This is a genomic window from Klebsiella sp. DY2415, from assembly GCF_026314315.1.
Lineage (GTDB): Bacteria > Pseudomonadota > Gammaproteobacteria > Enterobacterales > Enterobacteriaceae > Klebsiella > Klebsiella ornithinolytica.
Map to the genome: position 1 here is coordinate 2,246,472 of NZ_CP111115.1, position 25,839 is coordinate 2,272,310.

Annotated in this window: 24 protein-coding genes and 1 other RNA gene; 14 read left to right on the forward strand and 11 right to left on the reverse strand. The window is 55.5% G+C overall.

Annotated elements, in window-relative coordinates:
- Window positions 1–12: 12 nt before the first annotated feature.
- From hemP to ppsR, 3 genes are all read right to left on the reverse strand, one after another.
- Window positions 13–192: a hemin uptake protein HemP gene (gene hemP / locus OQV00_RS10460; RefSeq protein ID WP_046852335.1), complete on the reverse strand. Its 180-nt coding sequence runs from the start codon at window positions 190–192 to the stop codon at window positions 13–15.
- Between the two features lie 165 nt (window positions 193–357).
- Complete coding sequence (aroH, locus tag OQV00_RS10465; RefSeq protein WP_004863320.1) at window positions 358–1,404, reverse strand: 3-deoxy-7-phosphoheptulonate synthase AroH; 1,047 nt, start codon at window positions 1,402–1,404, stop codon at window positions 358–360.
- Window positions 1,405–1,559: 155 nt separating this feature from the next.
- Entirely contained in the window at window positions 1,560–2,393 is an 834-nt protein-coding gene (ppsR, locus tag OQV00_RS10470; RefSeq protein WP_004863318.1) for a posphoenolpyruvate synthetase regulatory kinase/phosphorylase PpsR, read from the reverse strand.
- Between the two features lie 340 nt (window positions 2,394–2,733).
- Between ppsR and ppsA the strand changes: the two genes are divergently transcribed.
- A complete protein-coding gene (ppsA, locus tag OQV00_RS10475; protein WP_004863315.1) occupies window positions 2,734–5,112 on the forward strand; it encodes a phosphoenolpyruvate synthase in 2,379 nt (792 codons plus the stop codon).
- 130 nt (window positions 5,113–5,242) lie between these two features.
- On the opposite strand, the gene rprA is transcribed toward ppsA, so the two are convergent.
- An RNA gene (rprA, locus tag OQV00_RS10480) (antisense sRNA RprA) lies at window positions 5,243–5,350 on the reverse strand.
- A 172-nt stretch (window positions 5,351–5,522) separates the two neighbouring features.
- Entirely contained in the window at window positions 5,523–6,647 is a 1,125-nt protein-coding gene (gene ydiK, locus OQV00_RS10485; RefSeq protein ID WP_044350647.1) for an AI-2E family transporter YdiK, read from the reverse strand.
- Between the two features lie 370 nt (window positions 6,648–7,017).
- Between ydiK and ydiJ the strand changes: the two genes are divergently transcribed.
- Both ydiJ and menI read left to right on the forward strand, forming a co-directional pair.
- Window positions 7,018–10,074, forward strand: coding sequence for a D-2-hydroxyglutarate dehydrogenase YdiJ (gene ydiJ / locus OQV00_RS10490; RefSeq protein ID WP_004863306.1), 3,057 nt, complete (start codon window positions 7,018–7,020; stop codon window positions 10,072–10,074).
- Window positions 10,071–10,481 (forward strand): 1,4-dihydroxy-2-naphthoyl-CoA hydrolase, encoded by a 411-nt coding sequence (gene menI, locus OQV00_RS10495; protein WP_071359550.1) that lies wholly within the window; start codon window positions 10,071–10,073, stop codon window positions 10,479–10,481. The genes ydiJ and menI overlap by 4 nt, the downstream gene beginning before the upstream one ends.
- Window positions 10,482–10,540: 59 nt before the next feature.
- Here the strand turns inward: menI and OQV00_RS10500 are convergent, their stop codons facing one another.
- On the reverse strand, window positions 10,541–10,729 hold the full coding sequence (locus OQV00_RS10500; protein WP_004863298.1) for a YegP family protein: 189 nt from the start codon (window positions 10,727–10,729) through the stop codon (window positions 10,541–10,543).
- Between the two features lie 166 nt (window positions 10,730–10,895).
- Here OQV00_RS10500 and OQV00_RS10505 point away from each other — a divergent pair, with 166 nt between their 5' ends.
- Window positions 10,896–11,144 (forward strand): GlsB/YeaQ/YmgE family stress response membrane protein, encoded by a 249-nt coding sequence (locus OQV00_RS10505; RefSeq protein ID WP_004863295.1) that lies wholly within the window; start codon window positions 10,896–10,898, stop codon window positions 11,142–11,144.
- A gap of 163 nt (window positions 11,145–11,307) precedes the next feature.
- Here OQV00_RS10505 and OQV00_RS10510 read toward each other — a convergent pair whose 3' ends face one another.
- Window positions 11,308–11,631: a hypothetical protein gene (locus tag OQV00_RS10510; RefSeq protein ID WP_183114595.1), complete on the reverse strand. Its 324-nt coding sequence runs from the start codon at window positions 11,629–11,631 to the stop codon at window positions 11,308–11,310.
- Window positions 11,632–12,398: 767 nt separating this feature from the next.
- Here OQV00_RS10510 and sufA point away from each other — a divergent pair.
- The 7 genes from sufA to ldtE all read left to right on the forward strand — a co-directional run bounded on the left by sufA (window position 12,399) and on the right by ldtE (window position 19,035).
- Window positions 12,399–12,776, forward strand: a complete 378-nt coding sequence (gene sufA, locus OQV00_RS10515) for a Fe-S cluster assembly scaffold SufA (RefSeq protein WP_004863289.1) — start codon at window positions 12,399–12,401, stop codon at window positions 12,774–12,776.
- A 2-nt stretch (window positions 12,777–12,778) separates the two neighbouring features.
- Window positions 12,779–14,266, forward strand: a complete 1,488-nt coding sequence (gene sufB / locus OQV00_RS10520; protein WP_015584111.1) for a Fe-S cluster assembly protein SufB — start codon at window positions 12,779–12,781, stop codon at window positions 14,264–14,266.
- Window positions 14,267–14,297: 31 nt separating this feature from the next.
- Window positions 14,298–15,044: a Fe-S cluster assembly ATPase SufC gene (gene sufC, locus OQV00_RS10525; protein WP_004863281.1), complete on the forward strand. Its 747-nt coding sequence runs from the start codon at window positions 14,298–14,300 to the stop codon at window positions 15,042–15,044.
- Window positions 15,019–16,293, forward strand: coding sequence for a Fe-S cluster assembly protein SufD (sufD, locus tag OQV00_RS10530; protein WP_004863278.1), 1,275 nt, complete (start codon window positions 15,019–15,021; stop codon window positions 16,291–16,293). Before sufC ends, sufD begins: the two co-directional genes overlap by 26 nt.
- Window positions 16,290–17,510, forward strand: coding sequence for a cysteine desulfurase SufS (sufS, locus tag OQV00_RS10535; RefSeq protein WP_015584113.1), 1,221 nt, complete (start codon window positions 16,290–16,292; stop codon window positions 17,508–17,510). Before sufD ends, sufS begins: the two co-directional genes overlap by 4 nt.
- Window positions 17,511–17,521: 11 nt before the next feature.
- Window positions 17,522–17,938, forward strand: a complete 417-nt coding sequence (gene sufE, locus OQV00_RS10540; RefSeq protein ID WP_004863272.1) for a cysteine desulfuration protein SufE — start codon at window positions 17,522–17,524, stop codon at window positions 17,936–17,938.
- Window positions 17,939–18,036: 98 nt separating this feature from the next.
- Window positions 18,037–19,035, forward strand: a complete 999-nt coding sequence (ldtE, locus tag OQV00_RS10545; protein ID WP_004863269.1) for a L,D-transpeptidase LdtE — start codon at window positions 18,037–18,039, stop codon at window positions 19,033–19,035.
- Window positions 19,036–19,107: 72 nt separating this feature from the next.
- Here the strand turns inward: ldtE and lpp are convergent, their stop codons facing one another.
- From lpp to ynhH, 3 genes are all read right to left on the reverse strand, one after another.
- A complete protein-coding gene (gene lpp / locus OQV00_RS10550) occupies window positions 19,108–19,344 on the reverse strand; it encodes a murein lipoprotein Lpp (protein ID WP_001082307.1) in 237 nt (78 codons plus the stop codon).
- Window positions 19,345–19,653: 309 nt separating this feature from the next.
- Complete coding sequence (pykF, locus tag OQV00_RS10555; RefSeq protein WP_015584114.1) at window positions 19,654–21,066, reverse strand: pyruvate kinase PykF; 1,413 nt, start codon at window positions 21,064–21,066, stop codon at window positions 19,654–19,656.
- Window positions 21,067–21,073: 7 nt separating this feature from the next.
- Window positions 21,074–21,349, reverse strand: a complete 276-nt coding sequence (gene ynhH / locus OQV00_RS27235) for a protein YnhH (RefSeq protein WP_418338559.1) — start codon at window positions 21,347–21,349, stop codon at window positions 21,074–21,076.
- Window positions 21,350–21,571: 222 nt separating this feature from the next.
- Between ynhH and fumD the strand changes: the two genes are divergently transcribed.
- Window positions 21,572–21,787 (forward strand): fumarate hydratase FumD, encoded by a 216-nt coding sequence (gene fumD / locus OQV00_RS10560; protein ID WP_015584115.1) that lies wholly within the window; start codon window positions 21,572–21,574, stop codon window positions 21,785–21,787.
- Between the two features lie 27 nt (window positions 21,788–21,814).
- Here the strand turns inward: fumD and OQV00_RS10565 are convergent, their stop codons facing one another.
- Window positions 21,815–22,453 (reverse strand): TetR/AcrR family transcriptional regulator, encoded by a 639-nt coding sequence (locus OQV00_RS10565; protein ID WP_004863188.1) that lies wholly within the window; start codon window positions 22,451–22,453, stop codon window positions 21,815–21,817.
- A 125-nt stretch (window positions 22,454–22,578) separates the two neighbouring features.
- Here OQV00_RS10565 and OQV00_RS10570 point away from each other — a divergent pair, with 125 nt between their 5' ends.
- Window positions 22,579–24,432, forward strand: a complete 1,854-nt coding sequence (locus OQV00_RS10570) for a bifunctional sugar phosphate isomerase/epimerase/4-hydroxyphenylpyruvate dioxygenase family protein (RefSeq protein ID WP_032717733.1) — start codon at window positions 22,579–22,581, stop codon at window positions 24,430–24,432.
- Window positions 24,433–24,514: 82 nt separating this feature from the next.
- Window positions 24,515–25,837 carry an MFS transporter gene (locus OQV00_RS10575; protein ID WP_266280290.1) on the forward strand — a complete coding sequence of 441 codons (1,323 nt, stop codon included), beginning with the start codon at window positions 24,515–24,517 and terminating at the stop codon, window positions 25,835–25,837.
- Window positions 25,838–25,839 lie beyond the last annotated feature (2 nt).

Below are 25,839 nucleotides of genomic sequence, written 5' to 3' on the forward strand. Positions count from 1 at the left end.
GGCGGAGAAGGTCTATTTAGTCAGAATCAGTTTCCCCGCATGGGTCTGGCGCAGTAAATAGCGCTGGCCACCATGCTCAATCACCACCCGGCCTTCAGCGCCGAGTAAGGTGCGGCTGTTGATCTTACGGTCCGTGGGAATGGGGTAAGGGGCATTGTCTTTTGTTTTTTCTGCTGTGGCAGTGTTATCCATACGCGTCATAGCACCAAATAAAAATAAAAGAAACAATGATAATCATTATCAATAATGTTAATTTTCACGGCAAGCGTTATTTGCGAAAACCCTGTTTTTTGGGGGGAGGCTGCGCCAGACTGCGCGGAAAGAATCTCCCCCACCACGGCGTGGCGGGGGCAGGAACTACAGGCGGGTTGCGGTTGCCGCGGCCAGTTCGGCCAGCAAACGTTCGCTGTCTTCCCAGCTCAGGCAAGGATCGGTAATGGACTGGCCCCGCGTCAGCGGCTGCCCGGCAACCACCTTCTGCGTGCCTTCCTGCAGGAAGCTTTCGGCCATGATGCCGGCAATCGAAGTGGAGCCGGCGCGAATCTGCTGGCAGATATCGGCACACACCTCCAGCTGACGACGGTGCTGCTTCTGGCAGTTGCCGTGGCTGAAATCAACCACCAGCTGTTCCGGCAGATCAAATTCACGCAGCGCATCGCAGGCGGCGGCGATATCTTCAGCATGATAATTCGGCTGTTTACCGCCGCGCATGATGATATGGCCGTACGGGTTGCCGCTGGTCTGATAGATGGTCATCTGCCCCTGTTTATCCGGCGACAGGAACATATGGCTGGCGCGGGAGGCACGGATGGCATCGACGGCAATACGGGTATTACCATCGGTACCGTTTTTGAAGCCGACCGGGCAGGAGAGCGCGGAGGCCATTTCCCGGTGGATCTGGCTTTCGGTGGTACGCGCGCCGATAGCGCCCCAGCTTATCAGGTCGGCAATAAACTGTCCGGTCACCATATCGAGAAATTCGGTGGCGGTGGGGACCCCCAGCTCGTTGACCTGCAGCAGCAGCCGACGTGCCAGCTCAAGACCGTGATTCACCCGATAGCTGCCGTTAAGGTCAGGATCCGAAATTAACCCTTTCCAGCCAACAACGGTACGCGGTTTTTCAAAGTAGGTACGCATGACGATTTCCAGCTGCGGCTGGTAGCGTTCACGCATCCCCTGCAGGCGGCGCGCGTAGTCCATCGCCGCGTCGGTATCATGAATGGAGCACGGTCCGATAATCACCAGCAGGCGGCGATCTTCACCGTTGAGGATCTTTTCAATCCGGCGGCGGGAAGCGGCAACGTGCGCCGCAACGTCGGCAGACACGGGATGCCGCTGCGCCAGTTCCGCGGGCGTCACCAGGCTTTCAATGCGCGCGGTACGCAATTCGTCTGTTTTATTCATTGGAGTCTCAAAAAATCTGTTTCTTCCGCGGCGAAAATGCCGGGAAGTGATGCGCATCACGATAAACCAATCTCTGCTTATTGCAAGGGCAGGTCATGATCCTGTATAGGCCACGGGCGATAGCATAAACAAATTTTCTCCAATGCACTAGTTCGTTAGTACATTCTTCGATTCAGCCCCATGATGTCCATGATTTTAGTCGCAATTTCTTCAACAGAATAATTGGTGCTATTCAGGCACGGAATTTTATTCTTGCGATACAGGGCCTCCACCTCGGTCACCTCCATGCGACACTGGCGCATCGATGCATAGCGGCTGTTTTCACGGCGTTCTTCGCGGATCGCGGCCAGCCGTTCCGGATTAATGGTTAAACCGAACAGCTTATGTTGTAAGGGTTTAAGCGAAGCCGGGAGGATCAGGTTGTCCATATCGTCGGCGATAAACGGGTAGTTTGCCGCGCGGATACCGTACTGCATCGCCAGGTAAAGACTGGTCGGGGTTTTGCCGCAGCGCGAGACGCCCAGCAAAATGACCTGTGCCTGATCGAGATTACGCAGCGAGATCCCGTCGTCATGGGCGAGGGTGTAATCAATCGCCGCAATACGTGCATCGTATTTGTTGAGGTTACCCGGCGTCAGGCCGTGGGTGCGGTGCGCGATGGGCGTCGGGTCGAGCCGCAGTTCCTGCTGAAGCGGAGCCACCAGAGCCTGCACGATATCCTGACAAAACCCCTCACTTTGCAAAATAATATCGCGAATTTCAGGGATAACGATGGAGTAGAACACCAGCGGGCGGATGCCGGTCTGCTGATAGATGGCGTCAATTTGTTCCTTTACTGCCCGCGCGCGGCTGATATTTTCGACGAACGGCAGCGTAAAACTGCTGATCGCGACCGGGAATTGCGACATCACCGCATGCCCCAGTACTTCGGCCGTAATGGCGGTACCGTCAGAAATATAAAATACGTGGCGATCTACAGCACTTTCCATTTTGACCATCCGGTATAATGAGTTTAATTATCTGAAAGCAGAAATTAAATTTAAGCATATCCCTTTAGGCTTTGTCTCACTTTTAAAATGAAACAGTATTTTTATTTTTAATGAAAAGGTCGGTTCAGTTTTCGATTTTGCCGGCGTTTTGTATCTTATTGCAGCAGATTTCAGCAGAATCATTGGGTTAGCTATATCGGGAAAAGTATCCTAAAAAATGAAAAATAATTTGCTTGAACGATTCACCGTTTTTTTCAGCCGCATAAATATGTCAGGATAAATCCCGTAGTTGATCGTGAGTTTTTTATCACTGGTATTAAATCACAAAAGGATTGTCTCGATGTCCAACAATGGCTCGTCACCGCTGGTGCTTTGGTATAACCAACTCGGCATGAATGATGTAGACAGAGTTGGGGGCAAAAATGCCTCCCTTGGTGAAATGATTACGAATCTGTCCGGTATGGGTGTTTCCGTACCGAACGGCTTTGCCACCACCGCTGATGCCTTCAATCAGTTCCTGGACCAAAGCGGTGTAAACCAGCGCATTTATGAACTGCTGGATGAAACCGACATTGACGACGTTTCCGCATTAGCGAAAGCGGGCGCTCAGATCCGTCAGTGGATCATTGATACGCCGTTCCAGAGCGAACTGGAAGACGCCATTCGTGATGCCTATACACAGCTGTCCGCGGATAATGCCGAGGCCTCCTTTGCCGTCCGTTCCTCCGCCACGGCGGAAGATATGCCGGATGCCTCCTTCGCCGGGCAGCAAGAGACATTCCTCAACGTGCAGGGCTTCGATGCCGTGCTCGTCGCGGTGAAGCACGTGTTTGCTTCGCTGTTTAACGATCGCGCGATCTCCTATCGCGTGCATCAGGGTTATGACCACCGCGGCGTGGCGCTATCCGCCGGGGTACAAAGGATGGTGCGTTCCGACCTTGCCTCATCCGGCGTCATGTTCTCCATTGATACCGAGTCCGGCTTTGACCAGGTGGTATTTATTACCTCCGCCTGGGGCCTCGGGGAAATGGTGGTGCAGGGCGCGGTTAACCCGGATGAGTTCTATGTGCATAAACCGACGCTGGCGGCGGGTCGTCCGGCCATCGTGCGTCGCACCATGGGGTCGAAGAAGATCCGCATGATTTATGCCCCGACCCAGGAACACGGCAAGCAGGTGCGTATCGAAGACGTTCCGCAGGCGCAGCGCGATATTTTCTCGTTAACCAACGAGGAAGTGCAGGAGCTGGCGAAGCAGGCGGTACAGATTGAGAAGCACTACGGCCGTCCGATGGATATCGAATGGGCGAAAGATGGCCACACCGGTGAGCTGTTCATCGTCCAGGCCCGTCCAGAGACCGTCCGCTCGCGCGGCCAGGTGATGGAACGCTATACCCTGCATGCGCAAGGACAGATTGTGGCTGAAGGCCGCGCTATCGGTCATCGCATCGGTGCTGGCCCGGTAAAAGTGATTCACGATATCAGTGAAATGAACCGGATTGAGCCGGGCGATGTCCTGGTGACCGACATGACCGACCCGGACTGGGAACCGATCATGAAGAAAGCCTCGGCGATCGTCACCAACCGCGGCGGTCGTACCTGCCACGCGGCGATTATTGCCCGCGAGCTGGGGATTCCGGCGGTCGTTGGCTGCGGTGACGCGACCGATCGCATTCAGGAAAACCAGAATGTAACCGTCTCCTGTGCCGAAGGCGATACCGGCTACGTCTACGCCGAGCTGCTGGATTTCAGCATTAAGAGCTCAAGCGTGGGGGAAATGCCCGATCTGCCGCTGAAAATCATGATGAACGTCGGTAACCCGGATCGCGCATTTGATTTCGCTTGTCTGCCGAACGAAGGCGTTGGTCTGGCGCGTCTGGAGTTCATCATCAACCGTATGATTGGCGTTCACCCGCGCGCGCTGCTGGAGTTTGACGACCAGGAGCCGGCGCTGCAGAACGAAATCCGCGAGTTGATGAAAGGTTACGATTCCCCGAGAGAGTTTTACGTCGGTCGTCTGACCGAAGGGATTGCGACTCTCGGCGCGGCGTTCTATCCGAAGCGGGTAATCGTGCGTCTGTCCGACTTCAAATCTAACGAATACGCCAACCTGGTGGGCGGCGAGCGTTATGAGCCGGAAGAGGAGAACCCGATGCTCGGCTTCCGCGGTGCCGGTCGCTACGTCTCAGACAGCTTCCGCGATTGCTTCGCGCTGGAGTGCGAAGCGGTGAAGCGCGTGCGCAACGAGATGGGGCTGAGCAACGTCGAAATCATGGTGCCGTTTGTCCGCACCGTCGCCCAGGCGAAAGCGGTGGTAGAAGAGCTGGCGCGCCAGGGACTCAAGCGTGGCGAAAACGGTCTGAAAATCATTATGATGTGTGAAATTCCATCGAATGCGCTGCTGGCCGAACAGTTCCTCGAGTACTTTGACGGCTTCTCTATCGGTTCAAACGATATGACTCAGCTGACGCTTGGCCTCGATCGTGACTCCGGCGTGGTTTCTGAGCTGTTTGATGAACGTAATGACGCGGTGAAAGCGCTGCTGTCGATGGCGATTCGCGCGGCGAAGAAGCAGGGCAAATACGTCGGTATTTGCGGCCAGGGGCCTTCTGACCACGAAGATTTTGCCGCATGGCTGATGGAAGAAGGGATTGATAGTCTGTCTCTGAACCCGGATACCGTGGTGCAGACCTGGCTTGGTCTGGCTGAACTGAATAAGTAAGCCCTCGCTTTACATTCCCCCAATCCCCGTCAGCAATGGCGGGGATTTTTTTATTTTCAGCGTCTGGCGACCGCTATTGACAGCCGTATGGGCAAACAAGAAAAAATAGCGGGCAGCTAGCGGAACCAGGTAAAAAAAAAGCCCATCGTGGGAGATGGGCAAAGACTACACACAGCAATTCGTTGTTTCACTCAGGGGATTTCCATGCTTATAAATCAAGGTGTTGATCTATAACCGTGCCCTAATAGTAGACACAGCCTTTTTTGGCGTCGATCGGATTCATCTCAATAGTTAAACAGCTGTGAAGAATATGTCGATTGCGTAACATGAGAGAGGGAATAGTGGCGGAGAACGGTATTATTTTTATCAGTTTTTCTTATGATTAAGGCGGGTTTCCCCGCCTTAATTTTTTACTTTTCGCTGTTGATATTACTGACGTTTAACGCTTCAAGTTCCGCCAGTACCTGATCGGGATCTTTCGGCGGCGGCGGCACCTCCTGCAGCCAGGCATCAAACAGGCGCCAGGAGACGGCGAGCAGCACCGGACCGATAAACAGGCCAATCATTCCGAAGGCGATCAAACCGCCGATAACGCCGGAGAGAATCAGGATCATCGGCAGGTCGGCGCCCATACGAATCAGCACCGGGCGGATAACGTTATCCATGGTCCCCACCACGCAGCTCCATACCAGCAGCACCGTGCCCCAGGTGGTATCTCCGCTCCAGTAGAGCCAGATAATCGAGGGGATCAAGACAAGCAATGGCCCCAGCTGTACCAGACAGGTGAAGATCATGACCACGGTCAGCAGCGCGGCGTAAGGGACGCCGCTAATCGCCAGACCAATCCCTCCGAGCACCGCCTGAACCAGCGCAGTCACCACCACGCCCAGCGCCACGGCGCGAATGGCCTGACCGGCCAGCAGGACCGCCGCATCGCCGCGTTTTGCCGCCAGACGCGTTGCGAAGTAACGGAATCCATAGGCGACTTTCTCACCCTGCCAGTACAGCAGGGCGCTGAACAACAGCATCAGCCCGCAATAGACCAGCAGTTTGCCGATATGCGCCGCCTGACCGACGAACCAGGTCGTGGTGGTGCCGATATAGGGACGGATTTTGGCCATAATGGCCGCACCGCCCATATCCAGCAGACCGTGCCAGGCCGCGTAGAGCTTGTCGCCAATCAGCGGAACGCTATTGAGCCAGGCGAAATCCGGCAGCGTGACATTCCCGGTGGAGATAAGTTTTATCAGCGGAATGCTGTTATCTACCAGGCTATTCACCAGCAGCGCAATCGGGATGACGAACAGTAAAAACAGCAGCACGGTCATGACCAGCACGGCGAGGGCGCGTTTACCGAACAGCAAACGCTGCAGGCGCAGCAGAACGGGCCAGGTGGCGATGACGACGGTGCCAGCCCAGGCGAAGGACAGAATAAAGGGTTGCACCACCCACAGGCAGGAGATAATTATCAGGGATAAGAACAGTACCGACAGCAGTATTTGCGGTATATCCCGGGGTTGGCGATCGTTAATCATAGAGAAATTTTACCTTTCCAGTCGCGTCAAAATGCTGACGCCGCGTAAATCCATATACTGATAATAATATCAATAATTTCACGGGCCTGATTTTGCACATAAATCTCGTGGGCGCATATGAAAAAAATGTGATAAAAAGTTGACTGCGCCACGCAATCGTTTAGTTATCCATAGACAAAATCATCCGGACGCATCGAGTCGGCGACAGACTCCCGGCTCTCAGGCTATTTTTGCCCGCCGTGGTGGACGTGGTTTACATTGCCCGCAAGGGTCAGCTTCACGCAAGGATTCGGCAGCAAATGCGCCAACAAGAGGCAGTCTGAAGGATGACATCACTACAACACAACATAGTCAGGCAGGGTCAAGCATTATGATCCCACAAATTTCTCAAGCACCAGGCGTCGTTCAACTGGTATTGACTTTTTTGCAGGTACTGGAGCAACAAGGATTTACCGGCGATACCGCCACTAGCTATGCCGACAGGCTAACGATGGCGACAGATAACAGCGTTTATCAACTGTTGCCGGATGCCATTTTATTTCCCCGCTCGACGGCCGATGTCGTCCTGCTGGCGCGGCTTGCCGCCGAAGATCGCTTCAAATCGCTGGTCTTTACCCCGCGCGGGGGCGGCACCGGCACCAACGGCCAGTCGCTGAATGCGGGAATCATCGTCGATATGTCCCGCCATATGAACCGCATACTCGAAATCAACCCGGAAGAGGGATGGGTTCGTGTCGAAGCAGGCGTAATTAAAGATCAGCTGAACCAGTATCTTAAGCCGTACGGTTACTTTTTTGCCCCGGAGCTTTCCACCAGCAACCGCGCCACTCTGGGCGGGATGATCAATACCGATGCCTCCGGCCAGGGGTCATTGGTTTATGGCAAAACTTCAGACCATGTTCTCGGCGTTCGTTCGGTGCTGATGGGCGGCGATATTCTCGATACCCAGGCGATGCCCGTCGCTCTGGCGGAGACACTGAGCCGGGAACAGTCGGCGATTGGGCGGATTTACCGAACGGTATATCAGCGTTGCAAAGCGCAACGTCAGCTCATTATCGATAAATTTCCAAAACTTAACCGCTTCCTGACCGGATATGATCTGCGCCACGTCTTTAATGATGACATGAGCGAGTTCGATCTGACCCGTATTCTCACCGGTTCGGAAGGGACGCTGGCCTTTATCACCGAAGCGCGTCTCGATATTACCCGTCTGCCGAAAGTTCGCCGTCTGGTGAATATCAAATACGATTCGTTTGATTCCGCGCTGCGCAACGCGCCGTTTATGGTCGAGGCGAAAGCGCTGTCGGTGGAAACCGTCGATTCAAAAGTCCTTAACCTGGCGCGCGAAGATATCGTCTGGCATTCGGTCAGTGAGCTGATTACCGATGTCCCGGATAAAGAGATGCTGGGGCTGAATATCGTCGAATTTGCCGGCGATGACGCGGCGCTTATCGACAACCAGGTGACCACGCTGTGTCAGCGCCTTGATGAGCTGATTGCCGCCAGCGAAGCGGGCGTCATCGGTTGGCAGGTCTGTAACGAACTGGACGGCGTTGAGCGCATCTACGCGATGCGTAAAAAAGCGGTGGGGCTGCTGGGGAATGCCAAAGGTGCCGCCAAGCCGATTCCCTTTGCGGAAGATACCTGCGTGCCGCCGGAACATCTGGCCGATTACATCGTTGAGTTTCGTGCGCTGCTCGACAGCCACGGCCTGAGCTACGGCATGTTTGGCCACGTAGACGCCGGCGTTCTGCACGTGCGTCCGGCGCTGGATATGTGCGATCCGCAGCAAGAAGTGCTGATGAAACAAATTTCCGACGAGGTCGTGGCGCTGACCGCCAAATATGGCGGCCTGCTGTGGGGGGAACACGGCAAAGGCTTCCGCGCCGAGTACAGTCCGGCATTCTTTGGCGAAGAACTTTATGGCGAGCTGCGAAAAGTCAAAGCGGCGTTCGATCCGCACAACCGTCTTAATCCGGGGAAAATCTGTCCGCCGGAAGGCGTAGATGCGCCGATGATGAAAGTGGATGCCGTGAAGCGCGGCACCTGGGATCGGCAGATTCCGATTGCGGTGCGCAGCGCATGGCGTGGCGCGATGGAGTGTAACGGTAACGGCCTGTGCTTTAACTTTGATGTTAAAAGCCCGATGTGCCCGTCGATGAAGGTCAGCAATCATCGTATCCACTCGCCGAAAGGGCGCGCAACGCTGGTGCGCGAGTGGCTGCGCCTGCTGGCGGATCGCGGCATCGATCCCAATCAGCTGGAAAAAGATCTGCCGGAAAAACGCGCCAGCCTGCGTACGCTGGTGGCGAGGACCCGCAACAGCTGGCACGCGCGCAAGGGGGAATATGACTTCTCCCATGAGGTCAAAGAGGCGATGTCCGGCTGTCTGGCCTGTAAAGCGTGCTCTACGCAATGCCCGATTAAAATCGATGTGCCGGAATTCCGCTCGCGCTTCCTGCAGCTTTACCACAGCCGCTATTTACGGCCGGTTCGCGATCATCTGGTGGCAACGGTGGAATCCTATGCGCCGCTGATGGCTCAGGCGCCGAAGACGTTTAACTTCTTTATTAACCAGCCGTGGATGCGCAAGCTGTCAGAGAAGCACATCGGGATGGTGGATCTGCCGCTGCTCTCGACGCCGTCGCTGAAGCAGAGGATGGTGGGACATCGCTCGGCAAACATGACGCTGGAGCAGCTGGAAACGCTCAGCGCTGAGCAGAAAGCCAAAATGGTGCTGGTGGTGCAGGATCCGTTCACCAGCTATTACGACGCGCAGGTGGTGGCCGATTTTGTGCGCCTGGTTGAAAAAGTGGGCTACCAGCCGGTACTGCTGCCGTTCTCGCCAAACGGCAAGGCGCAGCATATCAAAGGGTTTCTCACGCGCTTTGCGCGTACGGCGCAGAAAACCGCAGATTTTCTCAACCGTGTGGCGCAGCTGGGGATGCCGATGGTTGGCGTCGATCCGGCGCTGGTGCTGTGCTATCGCGATGAGTACAACCAGGTTCTGGGGGACAAACGCGGCGATTTCCGCGTGATGCTGGTGCACGAGTGGCTGCCACAGGCGTTGCCGGAAGCTCGCGAGCAGGAGAATGGCGGCGAAGCGTGGTATCTGTTTGGTCACTGTACGGAAGTCACGGCGCTGCCCGCGGCGCCGAAGCAGTGGGCCGAGATTTTTGCGCGCTTTGGCGCGAAACTGGAAAACGTCAGCGTGGGCTGTTGTGGGATGGCCGGAACCTACGGTCATGAGGTAAAAAACCACGCCAACTCGCTGGATATCTACGCGCTTTCCTGGCAACAGGCGATCCAGCGTTTACCGCGCAACCGGTGCCTGGTGACCGGATATTCCTGTCGCAGTCAGGTGAAGCGCATTGAAGGCAGCGGTGTTCGTCATCCGCTGCAGGCGCTGCTGGAGATTATTGGATGATTTGGAAACGTCAGACAACGCTGGAACAGCTTAACTGCATGGGCGAAGGCAATATGGTCGGGCTGCTGGATATTCATTTTGATAGCTTCACCGATGAGACCATCGAAGCGACCATGCCGGTGGATAGCCGCACGCACCAGCCGTTTGGTCTGCTACATGGTGGAGCATCGGTGGTACTGGCGGAAACGCTGGGCTCGGTTGCCGGCTATTTGTGCAGTGAAGGCGAGCAAAAGGTGGTAGGGCTGGAGGTCAATGCCAACCACATTCGCTCGGTGCGCGGTGGCCGGGTCAGAGGCGTCTGTAAAGCGCTGCATGTCGGATCGCGCCATCAGGTGTGGCAGATTGAAATCTTCGATGAACAGGGGCGGCTGTGCTGCTCTTCGCGCCTGACCACGGCGGTAGTCTGAGATAGCTACTTGTCTAAATATAAGGGGGAATATATTTCCCCCCTTATATTCAGCAGATTTTATTGTGTTTCATCCTTAATCGTTTCGCTGGGACCATTCTTCTGCACCGAGGCAATTCCTTTTTTCGCCGCCTCCTTCGAGGAATACATTTCACTGGTGGCGATGGTTTCATGGTTATCCGCTTTTAGCAGGAAATACCATGGCTGGGAAACGCTTTTCTCGGATTTTTTAATAACGTAATAGCCCATTGTTAACTCCTTTGCGCATTAGCATCGACATCATGATATGTAGACCATCGCGGCTTATACAGCAAGCTATCGGCGCTAAAAATATAATTCATGAATTGTTCACGCTACTTATGCTACTATTTTAAGTACGAAATACTTATGTGTAACCAAGAGGACGGAGTTAACTATGGGTATCATTTCCTGGATCATTTTTGGTCTTATTGCCGGTATTTTGGCTAAGTGGATTATGCCAGGCAAAGACGGCGGCGGGTTTATCGTCACTATCGTTCTGGGTGTCATTGGTGCGGTTGTAGGTGGTTGGATCAGTACGTTCTTTGGCTTCGGCAAGGTCGACGGCTTTAATTTTGGCAGCTTTGTCGTGGCGGTAATTGGTGCATTAGTGGTACTGTTTATCTACAGAAAGATTAAGAGTTAATATACCGTCATCATACCCGCATCCTCATTGCCGTCGGTGGTGAGGATATAGATATTGAGCACTAAAGAAGACGCAAAATAAAAGCTGCCACGTTCACTGGCAGCTTTTTTTATGAGGCTGACATCAGCCGCTCAAGGCTACCGGTATATGACCCCAGGATAACTCAGGGCATATCGGGAGCGGGAACGACTTCCACGCGCACTTCATAATGTTTCGCGCTACCTGTCGGGATCAGCGCGGTCAGTTTATTAATGGTCTCAACCGGGTTATCGGTGGCAACCGTTGCAGAGAATAATACCGGTTTTCTCGGCGGGAATGGCGGCAGAGGCATAGGCATAGGCATAGGACCACGCCCTTGCGGCATGTCCATCACCGGCTGTCCGGCATTATTACCGGCGGGAGCAGGGCCGTCATTTTTATCTGCCGCAAATGCGCTGGCCGCGACAATTGACGCGGTGGCTAACAGAGCAATGATTGTTCCTTTCATCTTCGTTACCTCGTTGGAATGTGGCTGGAATCTTAGAGGCAAGGTCATTGACGAACAATCCCACGGCGGGCGAATCCTCCAAAACTCCTCATTTCATAACGAATGTGAAGCTCCGGCGTGGCAGGCAGGGTTTGTGGCTGGCTTAGTTCAGCAGTACGCTCATCACCAGCAGTACCACCATGCACATCGACATAATACTGATATCTATCATCCTGTACGGACAAACTCCAGGTAAGCAGTGCCTCCGACACAGGGCCGAAAACTGTAGGAAATTTAGGCGGGAATTGTACATCAATTTACCAGTAGAGAAAAAACCTTTATTCCTGGTTTTTGTCCGAATTTAACATGATAACCGCTTCGCTTTACCGGATAACAAATAGCCATCCAGAAGGATGGTTATAGATAATGCTAAAGGGGTAGATCCGATAGCGCCTTGTCGTCGTCCGGTACAAATAACAAGCTATTGATTTGACAGTAAGTGCTACGGATGCTGAATGGACTCTTTTCGATTTCAAAAATAGGTATTTCCGATGCACCTTTCCCATTGCCCGCCATACCTCTGCAAAACACTAAATAACTTATTATTTATCAATATATTAAATTACAAAATAGTCACCTGATAACCTGCGGGGGAGGGTCTATGCTTATAAAAAGCGAGATAAAAGGGTTCGCAAGGGGAATATCCCTTCTCCGGCTGGGTTGAAGTGATAATCGTTATCATTAACATGGTCGTATGCCCTTATGGCGCTAACCAATGAGGTAGAGCGATGGAATTAGATACAGGAACCTTCAATCCCGATGAATTTAGCTGGCGGGGTCTGATGATGACCCCAGCGGCAGCCGCCCATATTCGCGATCTGGTGAGTCAACAGCCCGATAAGCAGGGGTTGCGTCTGGGGATCAAAACCAGCGGCTGCGCCGGGTTTGGTTACGTACTCGAGCTGATTGCCGAGCCGGCAGAAGACGACCTGCTGTTTGAGCGCGACGGGGCGAAACTCTGGGCACCGCTGCAGGCTATGCCGTTTATCGATGGGACGGAGCTGGATTATGTTCGGGAAGGATTAAATGAAATCTTTAAGTTTCATAACCCGAAAGCACAGCACGAATGTGGCTGCGGCGAAAGCTTTGGGGTTCAGGCGGAGTAACTATGTCTCGTAATACTGAAGCAACTGACGATGTCAAAACCTGGTCCGACGGGCCGCTCAATTATAAAGAAGGCTTTTTTACCCGCTTAAAGACCGATGAGCTGGCGAAAGGCATCAACGAAGAGGTGGTGCGCGCCATTTCCGCCCGCCGCAACGAGCCCGAGTGGATGCTCGAATTCCGGCTAAAGGCATATCACGCCTGGCTGGAGATGGAGGAGCCGCACTGGTTGAAAGCGCATTATGAAAAGCTCAACTACCAGGATTACAGCTATTACTCGGCGCCGTCCTGCGGTAACTGCGACGACACCTGCGCTTCTGAGCCTGGTGCGGTGCAGCAAACCGGCCCCGGCGCCTATCTGACTCAGGAAGTCGAAGAGGCCTTTAACCTGCTGGGCGTGCCGGTACGCGAAGGGCGTGAAGTCGCGGTTGATGCGATTTTCGACTCCGTCTCGGTAGCGACAACCTACCGGGAAAAACTGGCGGAGCAGGGGATTATTTTCTGTTCGTTTGGTGAAGCGATCCACGACCACCCGGAGCTGGTGAAGCAATATCTTGGCACCGTGGTGCCGGGGAATGACAACTTTTTTGCCGCCCTCAACGCGGCGGTAGCTTCTGACGGCACCTTTATCTACGTGCCAAAAGGAGTGCGCTGCCCGATGGAGCTGTCGACCTATTTCCGCATTAATGCGGAAAAAACCGGCCAGTTCGAACGTACCATTCTGGTGGCCGATGAAGGCAGCTATGTCAGCTATATCGAAGGGTGTTCTGCCCCGGTGCGCGACAGCTATCAGCTGCATGCGGCGGTGGTCGAGGTGATTATTCACAAAGATGCCGAAGTGAAATATTCCACGGTGCAGAACTGGTTCCCCGGAGATAACAACACCGGCGGGATTTTGAATTTCGTCACCAAACGCGCGCTGTGCGAAGGTGAAAACAGCAAGATGTCATGGACGCAGTCAGAAACGGGGTCCGCCATCACCTGGAAGTATCCGAGCTGCATTCTGCGCGGCGATAACTCCATCGGCGAATTTTTCTCCGTGGCGCTGACCAGCGGGCACCAGCAGGCAGACACCGGCACCAAGATGATCCACATCGGCAAAAACACCCGCTCGACGATTATCTCGAAAGGGATCTCCGCCGGGAAAAGCCAGAACAGCTACCGTGGGCTGGTCAAAATTATGCCGACGGCTACTAACGCGCGTAACTTCACCCAATGTGACTCGATGCTGATTGGGCCGGACTGCGGGGCGCACACTTTCCCGTACGTGGAGTGTCGCAACGACAGCGCGCAGCTGGAGCACGAAGCCACCACTTCGCGGATCGGCGAAGACCAGTTGTTCTACTGCCTGCAGCGCGGCATCAGCGAAGACAATGCCATCTCGATGATCGTCAACGGCTTCTGTAAAGATGTCTTCTCGGAGCTGCCGCTGGAGTTTGCCGTCGAAGCGCAAAAACTGCTGGCTATCAGTCTGGAACACAGCGTCGGCTAAGCGCCAGGCTTTACGAATTAAGGGAAATGAGATGTTAAGTATCAAAAACTTGCAGGTCGCCGTTGAAGACAAAGAGATCCTGCGCGGATTGAATCTGGAAATCCGCCCTGGCGAAGTGCACGCCATTATGGGGCCGAACGGCTCCGGCAAAAGCACGCTTTCTGCAACGCTTGCCGGGCGCGAGGACTATGAGGTCGTCGGCGGTAGCGTGGAGTTCAAAGGCAAAGATTTGCTCAGCCTGGCGCCGGAAGACCGCGCCGGTGAAGGCATTTTTATGGCCTTCCAGTACCCGGTAGAGATTCCCGGCGTCAGCAACCAGTTCTTCCTGCAGACCGCGCTGAATTCGGTGCGCGACTATCGCGGCCAGGAAGAGTTAGACCGTTTCGATTTCCAGGATCTGATGGAAGAGAAAATTAAGCTGCTGAAGATGCCGGAGGATTTGCTGACCCGTTCGGTGAACGTGGGCTTCTCCGGCGGTGAAAAGAAGCGCAACGATATCCTGCAAATGGCCGTGCTGGAGCCGGACCTGTGCATTCTTGATGAATCGGATTCCGGGCTGGATATTGACGCCCTGAAGATCGTCTCTGACGGCGTCAACGCGCTGCGCGACGGCAAGCGCGCATTTATTATCGTCACCCACTATCAGCGTATTCTCGACTATATCAAGCCTGATTACGTCCACGTGCTCTATCAGGGGAGAATCGTCAAATCCGGCGATTTTACCCTGGTCAAACAACTGGAGGAGCAGGGCTATGGCTGGCTTACCGAACAGCAGTAACGCGCTGCAGCAGTGGCATCATCTGTTTGAGGCGCTGGGGGAACGGCGAACGCCTGAAGCCCGCCGGCATCTCCAGCAGGTCCTGCGCCTCGGTTTGCCGACGCGCAAACATGAAGACTGGAAATATACGCCGCTGGATACACTGAACAAAGGCACATTTGTCGCGCTTCCGCCGGGTACCTTAACGGCAACAGAGCGCGATCAACGGGCGCTGTCGGTGGATGCCTGGCGGCTGGTGTTCATCGACGGGCAGTTCAGCGAGACGTTAAGCGACAACCTGGCCGGCAGCGGCTACGACGTCAGCGTGGCGGACGATCGTCAGGGATTGCCTGACGCGGTGCAGCCGGAAGTGTTCCTGCATCTCACGGAGAGCCTTGCTCAGACGGTGACGCGAATCCGCGTAAAACGCCATCAGCGGCCCGCTAAGCCGCTGCTGCTGATGCATGTGACGCGTGGAGGAACGGGCGACGACCTGAACACCGCGCACTATCGCCATCATCTTGAGCTGGAGAGCGGCGCCGAGGCGACGATTATCGAGCACTATCTGAGCCTGGATGAACAGCGCCACTTTACCGGCGCGCGTCTGACGATGTCGGTGGCGGATAATGCCCATCTGCAGCATATCAAACTGGCGTTCGAAAATGCGCAGAGCAACCACTTTGCCCACAACGATCTCGCGCTGGGCCGCGACGCTTCGGCCTTCAGCAGTAGCTTCCTGCTTGGCGGCGCGGTATTGCATCACCGCACCAGTACCCAGCTGCTGGGGGAGAACAGCACCCTACGGATCAACTCCCTGGCGATGCCGGTCAACAATGAGGTCTGCGACAGCCGAACCTGGCTCGATCATCGCGTTGGCTACTGTAATAGCCGCCAGCTGCATAAGACCATCGTCAGCGATAAAGGGCGGGCGGTGTTTAACGGTCTGATTAATGTCGCGAAGCACGCGATTAAAACCGACGGTCAGATGACCAACAATAATTTGCTGCTGGGGCGCCTGGCTGAAGTGGACACCAGGCCGCAGCTGGAAATTTATGCCGACGACGTCAAGTGTAGCCACGGCGCCACCATCGGGCGCATCGACAACGAACAGCTGTTCTATCTTCGTTCTCGCGGCATTCCCTACCGGGCGGCGCAGCATATGATCCTGTACGCTTTCGCCGCCGAGCTGACGGAGGCGATTGGCGATGAGACGCTCAGGGCGCAGATTCTGGCGCGTATTGGCCAACGTCTACCGGGAGAAAAAGCATGACATTTTCTGTTGAACGGATACGCGCGGATTTTCCGTTGCTTAGCCGGGAGGTCAACGGTCAGCCGCTGGTCTATCTCGACAGCGCCGCCAGCGCGCAAAAACCAGAGGCGGTGATTCGCGCCGAGGCGGAGTTTTATCGCCACGGCTATGCCGCCGTCCATCGCGGTATCCATACGCTGAGCGCAGAGGCGACGGCGCGGATGGAACAGGTACGTCAGCAGGCGGCGAGGTTCCTGAATGCCCGCTCAGCGGAAGAGCTGGTCTTCGTCCGGGGGACCACCGAAGGGATCAATCTGGTGGCCAATAGCTGGGGGAATGCCAACGTCGGCGCCGGCGATAACATCATCATCAGCGCCATGGAGCACCACGCGAACATCGTCCCCTGGCAGATGCTCTGTGCCCGGGTGGGCGCCGAGCTGCGGGTTATCCCGCTCACTCCGGACGGCACCCTGCAGCTGGATGCCATTCCGGCGCTGTTTGATGAGCGGACCCGCCTGCTGGCCATTACCCAGGTCTCCAACGTGCTGGGGACGGAGAACCCGCTGGCGGCCTTGATTCCGCTCGCCCGCCAGCATGGAGCGAAAGTGCTGGTGGACGGGGCGCAGGCGGTGATGCACCACGCGGTGGATGTGCAGGCGCTGGACTGCGATTTTTATGTTTTCTCCGGCCACAAGCTGTACGGCCCGACCGGGATTGGCATTCTGTATGTCAAAGAGGCGCTGCTGCAGGAGATGCCGCCGTGGGAAGGGGGCGGGTCGATGATTGCCACCGTCAGTCTGACCGAAGGGACGACCTGGGCGAAAGCGCCGTGGCGCTTCGAGGCGGGCACGCCCAATACCGGCGGGATTATCGGCTTCGGCGCCGCGCTGGAGTATGTCAGCGCGCTGGGGCTGGCGCACATTGGCGAATATGAACAGACGCTCATGCGCTACGCTTTGCAGGCGCTGAAGGCGGTGCCGGATTTGACCCTCTATGGCCCTGACGAGCGCCTGGGGGTGATTGCCTTTAACCTTGGCGCACATCATGCCTACGACGTGGGCAGCTTCCTGGATAATTACGGTATTGCCATCCGCACCGGCCACCATTGCGCGATGCCGCTAATGGCGTTTTACAACGTACCGGCCATGTGTCGGGCTTCGTTGGCGATGTACAATACCACGGAAGAGGTGGATCGCCTGGTCGCAGGACTGCAGCGCATCCACACGCTATTGGGCTAAAGGAAGCAATCATGGCGGCATTACCGGATAAAGACAAACTGCTGCGCAACTTTAGTCGTTGCGCGAACTGGGAAGAGAAGTACCTCTATATTATCGAACTCGGCCAGCGGCTGGCGCCGCTGAGCGCCGAAGAGCATACCGCGCAAAACATCATTCAGGGCTGCCAGAGCCAGGTGTGGATCGTGGTAGAACAAGGCGAAAACGGAGGGCTGTCGCTGCGCGGCGATAGCGATGCGGCGATTGTCAAAGGGCTGATTGCCGTGGTCTTTATCCTCTACGACCAGATGACGGCCAAGGATATCACCGACTTTGACGTACGGCCGTGGTTTGAAAAAATGGCGCTGACCCAGCATCTTACCCCTTCGCGATCTCAGGGCCTGGAAGCCATGATTCGCGCAATTCGCGCGAAAGCCGCAAATCTTAGCTAGAATAAACAGGTAGATTTCATTCTGTTACGTCAGGCCGGAGATGATGCCGGCCCGACGGCAGATCCTGGCGTTTTATCAGCGAAAGAAGGAATCTCAGTATGAAACGCGCATCTCTTATCACCGTAGCGCTTCTGACAGCCCTTAGCGTCTCACACGGCGCCTGGGCGGTAGATTACCCACTTCCCCCGGCGAACAGTCGGCTCATTGGCCAGAATCAATGGTGGACGGTACAGGAAGGGGATCGCAATCTGCAGGCGATTGCCCGCCATTTCGACACGGCGGCGATGCTGATTCTCGAAGCTAACGACACCCTCGCACCGGTGGAGCCGAAACCCGGGACTCAGGTATTAATTCCTTCACAGATGCTGCTGCCGGATGTGCCCCGGGAAGGTATCGTTGTGAACCTGGCGGAACTGCGGCTGTACTACTTCCCGCCGGGAGAGAACCAGGTTCAGGTTTATCCGCTGGGTATTGGTCAGCAAGGGCTGGAGACGCCGGAGATGACCACGCGCGTCGGGCAGAAGATCCCCAATCCGACCTGGACGCCGACAGCGGGCATCCGCGCGCGTTCGCTGGAGAAGGGCATCAAGCTGCCGCCCGTGGTGCCGGCCGGGCCGAACAACCCGTTAGGGCGCTATGCGCTGCGTCTGGCGTACGGCAACGGCGAGTACCTTATCCACGGTACCAGCGCGCCGGATAGCGTTGGCCTGCGGGTCAGCTCGGGCTGTATGCGCATGAACGCCGCGGACATCCAGGCGCTGTTTAGTCAGGTAAAAACGGGGACGCCGGTTCGCGTTATCAACCAGCCGGTGAAATTTGCGATTGAGCCGGACGGTAAACGCTATGTCGAAGTGCATCGGCCTCTGACGCAGGATGAAGCGGGCGACACCCGTACGATCCCGCACACGCTGCCAGCGGCCTTCCATCAGTTTGCCGGAGATAAGACCGTAGACGATGCGCAGCTTAAGAAAGCGCTGTCCCGACGTGCGGGCTATCCGGTGGTCGTCTCCACGGGCAATGAGGCGGCGAGCGGCGCAGCGCTATCGACGATGTCTGTGCAGAATGGCGCGATGGACGAAGCGAAAAGAGTGCAGTAGCGCGAGGCCGAAGGGGAGAGAGGACAAAAAAAATGGCGCACAATGTGCGCCATTTTTATTACACAGGTACTATTACTTACGGTATTTAGTAGCCTGGTTGTCCAGACGCTGGTTAGCGCGTGCTGCGTCGTCTTTAGCAGCCTGGACGTCAGAACGCATTGCGTTCACGTCGTTGCTCAGCTGGTCAACTTTAGCGTTCAGAGTCTGAACGTCAGAAGACAGCTGATCGATTTTAGCATTGCTGGAGCAACCAGCCAGCAGAGTAGAACCCAGGATTACCGCGCCCAGTACCAGTTTAGTACGATTCATTATTAATACCCTCTAGATTGAGTTAATCTCCATGTAGCGTTACAAGTATTACACAAACTTTTTTGGGATGAGAATATTTTTTTACGGTAATACGCTTATTTTTGATCGTTCGCTCAAAGAAACATCGAATTTGGCAGATTAGTTTAAAAATCTTTGTGAAAACAGCACGCTTCCATCGGATTCATCTTAGATAATCTCTTATTAAATAGTAAATTCCGATTTGCATTTTTATTAAGAGTAGCTAGTGATTGAATAAAAAAAAAGCGCCTCGAAGAGGCGCCTTTAAAAAACGAATTAACCTGTAAATTATTACAGCACGTGTACGGAGGCTGTATTGGTGGTTCCGCTCGGGACCAGCGCACCAGAGACCATAACAACCACGTCGCCTTTACGCGCCAGGCCGCTCTGCAGCGCCAGTTCTTTACCCAGGATGTAGAAATCATCGGTAGAGGAGAGCTGGTCAACCAGCTGCGGCACCACGCCTTTGGTCAGCACCAGCTGACGAGCAGTGGTTTCGTTGGTGGTCAGCGCCAGAATGGTGGCGTCCGGGAAGTATTTACGCACGGCGCGCGCAGATTTACCGCCCTGGGTCGCGACAACAATCAGCGGAGCTTCCAGTTTTTCTGCCGTTTCTACCGCACCACGGCACACGGCTTCGGTGATGCGCAGTTTACGGTTGTCGTTGTTGAATTCCAGACGGCTGGTCATCACGCGGTCGGTACGTTCGCAGATGGTAGCCATGATGGTGACCGCTTCCAGCGGGTATTTCCCTTTGGCGGATTCGCCAGACAGCATAACCGCATCGGTACCGTCGAGGATGGCGTTCGCAACGTCACCGGCTTCTGCGCGGGTCGGACGCGGGTTTTTGATCATGGAATCCAGCATCTGGGTGGCGGTGATAACCACTTTACGCGCGCGGATACATTTTTCGATGATCATTTTCTGGGCGAAGATAACTTCTTCAACCGGGATTTCAACGCCCATGTCGCCACGAGCAACCATGATGCCGTCAGACGCTTCGAGGATCTCGTCGAAGTTGTTCAAGCCTTCCTGGTTTTCAATTTTGGAGATGATCTGGATGTTTTCGCCGCCGTGCGCTTTCAGATGCTCGCGGATTTCGACGACGTCAGAACGCTTACGGATAAAGGAAGCAGCAACAAAATCAACGCCTTGCTCGCAACCGAAGATCAGGTCCTGCTTATCTTTCTCCGCCAGCGCCGGCAGGGCAATAGAAACACCCGGCAGGTTAACGCCTTTGTTTTCGCCCAGGTCGCCGTTGTTCAGCACTTTACAGATGACGTTCTTACCTTCAATGGCAGTCACTTCCATGCCGATCAGACCATCGTCGACCAGAACGGTGTTGCCGACGGACAGGTCGGTAGTGAAACCTTCATAGGTCACGGCGACGATTTCGTTGTTGCCGACGACGGATTTATCGGTAGTGAAGGTGAAAGTCTGACCGGCTTTCAGGGAGACGTCATTGCCGCCTTCCAGCTTGATGGTGCGAATTTCCGGGCCTTTGGTGTCCAGCAGGATAGCCGCGGTCTTACCGGTTTTGCTCAGCACGTTACGCAGGTTCTTGATGCGTTGACCGTGTTCAGCATAGTCACCGTGAGAGAAGTTCAGACGCATGACGTTCATGCCCGCGTCCAGCATTTTGGACAGCATCTCTTCGGATTCGGTTTTCGGACCGATGGTGCAAACAATTTTGGTCTTTTTCATGAAAGTTTTAGTCTTTAAGTTGTGAAGGATATGGAAATCTCGCTCCGTGGGCGCACGGCCGTGGAGTCAAACCTGTATTGCGAAAGTTGCTATGCCACGCTCTAAGAATAGGTGACAACAAAAGAGCGTGCAGAAGAAAGTGTGCTGGCGGTTCAGCCCATGAAAAGAGGCAGTATTTTATGCGTTTAGTTGTGCAGTCCAATGTGCTGAAACCATTCAAGAAAGAATCGGTGGGCATTATACGACGCTGGAACAAAAAAAGAAAATGAAAACGACGTTTCATTCTTTCCCATAAAAATGTAACAAAACTCAAACTAATCTAAATCTTCTCCGCAACACATTTTTTCACCAGCCGACAAAAATCAACGCCGTTATTTCGCGGATTTGCTCGCGGTTAGCCGCTGGAAACAGCGCACTGGCGCAAAAAAAGTGCGCTGGTTTGATTTATCACGAAAACATATCAATAATAATTTGATTGATAATGATAATTTGTGAGTCGACAAGAATGGGAAATAAAGCCAAAGACGACGAGTTGTACCAGGAAATGTGCCGGGTGGTAGGGAAAGTGGTGCTTGAAATGCGCGATCTCGGCCAGGAGCCAAAACATATCGTGATCGCCGGGGTGGTACGGACCTCGCTGGCTAACCCGAAAATCGCCCGTTCTGAACTGACCAAAGAAGCGATGGCGAAGGTGATCCACGCCTTATCCGGACACGATTAACCTTCCCGGCGCGCGGATCGCGCAGGCTCAGGAAATCACGAAACGCACGACCGCTTTCACCGCGATATCGCAGTGGTGGGCGACCATCTCTTCATCGTCGATAGCCGGCAAAGGGTCGTCGAGGAAGAGACTGTTGAAGGTGTAAAAGTTCGACACCTGATAAAAGCTAAAGCTGCTGATCAGGCGATGGACATCCCGCGCCTGCAGACCCTCCTGAAAAATTCCCTGCTGCTGCCCGCGCTGCAGAATATCCTCCAGAATCGACAGGGCGGTTCGATTCAGCGGCTTAAGCTGCCCTGACGACTGTAACCACTTCCCGCGCTGCATATTCTCCATACAAATCACCCGCATAAAGTTCGCATGGGTGGCGTGATAACGCACGCTCCAGCGCACCAGCTGAACCAGCGCTTCGACCGGCGGAAGCTGTTCCAGTCCGAGCTGCTGTTCAGTCTCGCGAATGCGCGCGTAGACATGCTGCAGTACCTCCTGGTACAGCTGCTCCTTCGTCTTAAAGTAGTAAACCACCATGCGTTTAGTTGTCTGCGCCTCGGTGGCAATTTGTTCCATGCGCGCCCCGGACAGCCCGTGTTCGGCAAAGACGACGATCGCGGCGGTGAAAATCCGCTCCTTCAGGGACTGTGCTTCATCATGAGCCACGACAGACATAACCACTCCTTTTTTCTGAGAGACAAAAAATACACATAATGATCACAAATTAGCAACCGTGTATGGCGCAAATGAACCAAATGATACATATTCAGGACTCACGTCTGTTGATGACACGAGGACCTATGCTGCGCTCTATTGCTACCGTTTCGATTTCCGGCACCTTGCCCGAAAAGCTCCATGCTATAGCGGCTGCGGGTTATCAAGGCGTCGAAATCTTTGAAAACGATCTGCTTTATTATACCGGCACGCCGGCGGATATTCGCAATCTGGCGGCTGATTTAGGGCTAAAAATCACGCTTTTTCAACCCTTTCGCGATTTTGAAGGTGCCAGCCGCAGCCAGTTTGCGGCGAATATGGCGCGGGCGAAGCGCAAATTCGCCCTGATGCATGAGCTGGGCTGCGACACACTGCTCCTGTGCAGCAATGTGCAGCCGGACTGTTCCGCAGATGTTGCGCTGCAGGTGGCGGATCTCGCCGCGCTGGCGGCGCTGGCGGAGCAGGAAAAGATCGTCATCGGCTACGAAGCACTGGCCTGGGGAACGCACGTCAACCGCTGGTATCAGGCCTGGGAACGGGTGAAAAGCGTGAACAGCCCGGCATTGGGGATCGTTCTGGACAGCTTTCATATTCTGGCCCGCGGCGACAATCTGCAACGGTTGCCTGAAGTTCCGGTGGACAAAATCACCTTCCTGCAGTTGGCGGATGCGCCGCTGATGAAGATGGATGTCCTCGAATGGAGTCGCCATTTCCGCTGTTTCCCGGGGCAGGGTGAGCTGCCGCTGGTAGACTTTGCCTGCGATCTGACCCGCTGCGGCTACCGCGGCCCGTGGTCGCTGGAAATTTTCAATGATGGCTTCCGCGCGTCGCCGAACGGCGCAACGGCGAAAGATGGCTACCGCTCGCTGCAATGGCTGGAAGAGCAGACCCGCCGGCGGCTGGAGGACAGCGATGCGTCGCTGTTTCACGCTGCGACAGTGCCGGACTATCTCGGCCTGGAATTTATCGAATTTGCCGCCAGCCCAGCGGAAGCGCAGGCTCTCGGCCAGCGCCTGTCGCAGCTGGGGTTCTGTCAGGAAGGCAGCCACCGTTCGAAACAGGTGGCGCTGTGGCGTAACGGCGGGGCAAGAGCGATTGTCAACTCCCAGCCGCACAGCTGGGCCGACCATTTTCACCAGCGCCACGGGGTCTCGCTGTGTGCAATGGCGCTGCGCGTCAGCCGCAGCGCGGCGATTGTTGAGCGCGCCCGCGCCTATGGTTACGCCACCTGGCAAGGGGATGCCGGGCCAAATGAAAGCCCGATTCCGGCGATTTGCGCCCCCGACGGCAGCCTGATCTATTTAATCGAAGCCGGTGACGATATCTACGCCCGCGATTTTCATCTGCATGACGCGCCGGCGCTGCGCGATGACTACCGCGGCATCGATCATCTGGCGCTGGGAATGGAGGCGGAAAGTCGCGATAACTGGATTATCTTTTTCCGCACCGTCTTTGGTTTCACCCTCGAACATGAACAGACGCTGCCGGATCCGTATGGTCTGGTGCGCAGCCTGGCGGTTCACAGCCCGCAGGGCAATATTCGCCTGGCCTTGAATATCTCCCAGAGCCGCGCCACCCAGATTGCCCGGTCGGTGGCCTGCTATCAGGGGGCGGGCTTGCAGCACGCGGCGTTTGCCTGCCGTCACCTGCCGGAAACCCTCGACGCCCTGCCGCAGGTCTCCCGTCAGGCGCTGCCGATTCCGGCTAATTACTATGATGACCTGCTGGCGCGCTATGGCGAGGCGGTGGATGTCGCGACGCTGCAACGTCTGCACATTCTCTATGACCGCGATCCGCGCGGCGGGGAGTTCCTCCACCTTTATACCCGCCCGTTCTCGGCAGGGCGCTTTTTCTTCGAATTGACCGAAAGACGCGATGGCTATGCCCTGTACGGTGCGGCAAATGCCGCCGTTCGCCTGTCGGCAATGCAATACAGCTAGTGATGTATCAAATGGTTCGTTGAGCACAACATCGTCAATACAATAACAACATTCATCTGCACCCTATGACAGGAAAACGACTATGAACGCGTACAGCCAGAATCACACGGCAGCGGCGCAAGCCGCGACCGCCGTGCCGCGCTCCCGGCGGCGAATGGGGATCCTCACGCTGCTGGCTATCGGCACGATGATTAACTACCTCGATCGGACGGTGTTGGGCATCGCGGCCCCCAGTTTAACTTCCGAACTGGGGATTGATGCGGCGGTCATGGGGATCGTGTTTTCCGCCTTCGCCTGGACCTACGCGCTGGCGCAAATTCCCGGCGGCCTGTTCCTCGACCGTTTCGGCAATAAAGTGACTTACTTCCTGTCGCTGACGCTGTGGTCGCTGTTTACGTTGTTTCACGGCATGGCGATAGGGCTGAAAACCCTGTTGCTGTGCCGCTTTGGGCTGGGGGTCAGCGAGGCGCCCTGTTTCCCGGTGAACAGTCGGGTGGTCAGCGCCTGGTTCCCGCAGCAGGAGAGGGCCAAGGCAACGGCGGTCTATACCGTCGGGGAGTACCTCGGGCTGGCCTGCTTCTCACCGCTGCTGTTCTGGATCATGGGCAGTTTCGGCTGGCGAGCGCTGTTTATCAGCGTCGGCGCGGTCGGGGTGCTGTTTGCGCTGGTGTGGTGGCGCTGCTACCGCGAACCGCATGAAGACAAACGCCTCAGCCAGCAGGAGCGAGATCATATTGTCAACGGCGGCGGTCTGGTGACGGCGAGCGACCAGCAGACGGCTTTCAGCTGGCCGCTGGTGCGTCAGCTGCTGGGGAAACGGCAGATTCTCGGCGCCAGCATCGGTCAGTTTGCCGGGAATACGGTACTGGTGTTTTTCCTCACCTGGTTCCCGACCTATCTGGCCACCGCGCGCCATATGCCGTGGTTGAAGGTGGGGATCTTTGCCATTCTGCCGTTCCTTGCCGCCGCCGGCGGCGTGATGTTCGGCGGCTGGATCTCCGACAAACTGCTGAAGGCCACCGGCTCGGCCAACCTCGCGCGTAAGCTGCCGATCGTTGCCGGTCTGCTGATGGCCAGCAGCATTATTTCCGCCAACTGGCTGAGCAGCGATCTGGCGGTGATTCTGGTGATGTCATTCGCCTTCTTTGGTCAGGGAATGGTCGGTCTGGGCTGGACGTTGATCTCCGATATCGCGCCGAAAGGGCTGGGTGGCCTGACCGGCGGCCTGTTTAACTTCTGCGCTAATTTCGCGGGGATCCTCACGCCGCTGGTGATTGGCTTTATCGTCGCGGCCTTCGGCGGCTTCTTCTATGCGCTGATCTATATCGGCGGCGCGGCGCTGCTCGGCGTCGTGGCGTATCTGTTTATTCTGGGCGATGTCAAACGCATCGAGCTATCGCAGTAAAG

Bases quoted from the DNA above. Each gene is read 5' to 3' on its own strand.
- hemP (WP_046852335.1), bottom strand. From the start codon at position 192: ATGGATAACACTGCCACAGCAGAAAAAACAAAAGACAATGCCCCTTAC.
- aroH (WP_004863320.1), bottom strand. From the start codon at position 1,404: ATGAATAAAACAGACGAATTGCGTACCGCGCGCATTGAAAGCCTGGTG.
- ppsR (WP_004863318.1), bottom strand. From the start codon at position 2,393: ATGGAAAGTGCTGTAGATCGCCACGTATTTTATATTTCTGACGGTACC.
- ppsA (WP_004863315.1), top strand. From the start codon at position 2,734: ATGTCCAACAATGGCTCGTCACCGCTGGTGCTTTGGTATAACCAACTC.
- ydiK (WP_044350647.1), bottom strand. From the start codon at position 6,647: ATGATTAACGATCGCCAACCCCGGGATATACCGCAAATACTGCTGTCG.
- ydiJ (WP_004863306.1), top strand. From the start codon at position 7,018: ATGATCCCACAAATTTCTCAAGCACCAGGCGTCGTTCAACTGGTATTG.
- menI (WP_071359550.1), top strand. From the start codon at position 10,071: ATGATTTGGAAACGTCAGACAACGCTGGAACAGCTTAACTGCATGGGC.
- OQV00_RS10500 (WP_004863298.1), bottom strand. From the start codon at position 10,729: ATGGGCTATTACGTTATTAAAAAATCCGAGAAAAGCGTTTCCCAGCCA.
- OQV00_RS10505 (WP_004863295.1), top strand. From the start codon at position 10,896: ATGGGTATCATTTCCTGGATCATTTTTGGTCTTATTGCCGGTATTTTG.
- OQV00_RS10510 (WP_183114595.1), bottom strand. From the start codon at position 11,631: ATGAAAGGAACAATCATTGCTCTGTTAGCCACCGCGTCAATTGTCGCG.
- sufA (WP_004863289.1), top strand. From the start codon at position 12,399: ATGGAATTAGATACAGGAACCTTCAATCCCGATGAATTTAGCTGGCGG.
- sufB (WP_015584111.1), top strand. From the start codon at position 12,779: ATGTCTCGTAATACTGAAGCAACTGACGATGTCAAAACCTGGTCCGAC.
- sufC (WP_004863281.1), top strand. From the start codon at position 14,298: ATGTTAAGTATCAAAAACTTGCAGGTCGCCGTTGAAGACAAAGAGATC.
- sufD (WP_004863278.1), top strand. From the start codon at position 15,019: ATGGCTGGCTTACCGAACAGCAGTAACGCGCTGCAGCAGTGGCATCAT.
- sufS (WP_015584113.1), top strand. From the start codon at position 16,290: ATGACATTTTCTGTTGAACGGATACGCGCGGATTTTCCGTTGCTTAGC.
- sufE (WP_004863272.1), top strand. From the start codon at position 17,522: ATGGCGGCATTACCGGATAAAGACAAACTGCTGCGCAACTTTAGTCGT.
- ldtE (WP_004863269.1), top strand. From the start codon at position 18,037: ATGAAACGCGCATCTCTTATCACCGTAGCGCTTCTGACAGCCCTTAGC.
- lpp (WP_001082307.1), bottom strand. From the start codon at position 19,344: ATGAATCGTACTAAACTGGTACTGGGCGCGGTAATCCTGGGTTCTACT.
- pykF (WP_015584114.1), bottom strand. From the start codon at position 21,066: ATGAAAAAGACCAAAATTGTTTGCACCATCGGTCCGAAAACCGAATCC.
- ynhH (WP_418338559.1), bottom strand. From the start codon at position 21,349: ATGAAACGTCGTTTTCATTTTCTTTTTTTGTTCCAGCGTCGTATAATG.
- fumD (WP_015584115.1), top strand. From the start codon at position 21,572: ATGGGAAATAAAGCCAAAGACGACGAGTTGTACCAGGAAATGTGCCGG.
- OQV00_RS10565 (WP_004863188.1), bottom strand. From the start codon at position 22,453: ATGTCTGTCGTGGCTCATGATGAAGCACAGTCCCTGAAGGAGCGGATT.
- OQV00_RS10570 (WP_032717733.1), top strand. From the start codon at position 22,579: ATGCTGCGCTCTATTGCTACCGTTTCGATTTCCGGCACCTTGCCCGAA.
- OQV00_RS10575 (WP_266280290.1), top strand. From the start codon at position 24,515: ATGAACGCGTACAGCCAGAATCACACGGCAGCGGCGCAAGCCGCGACC.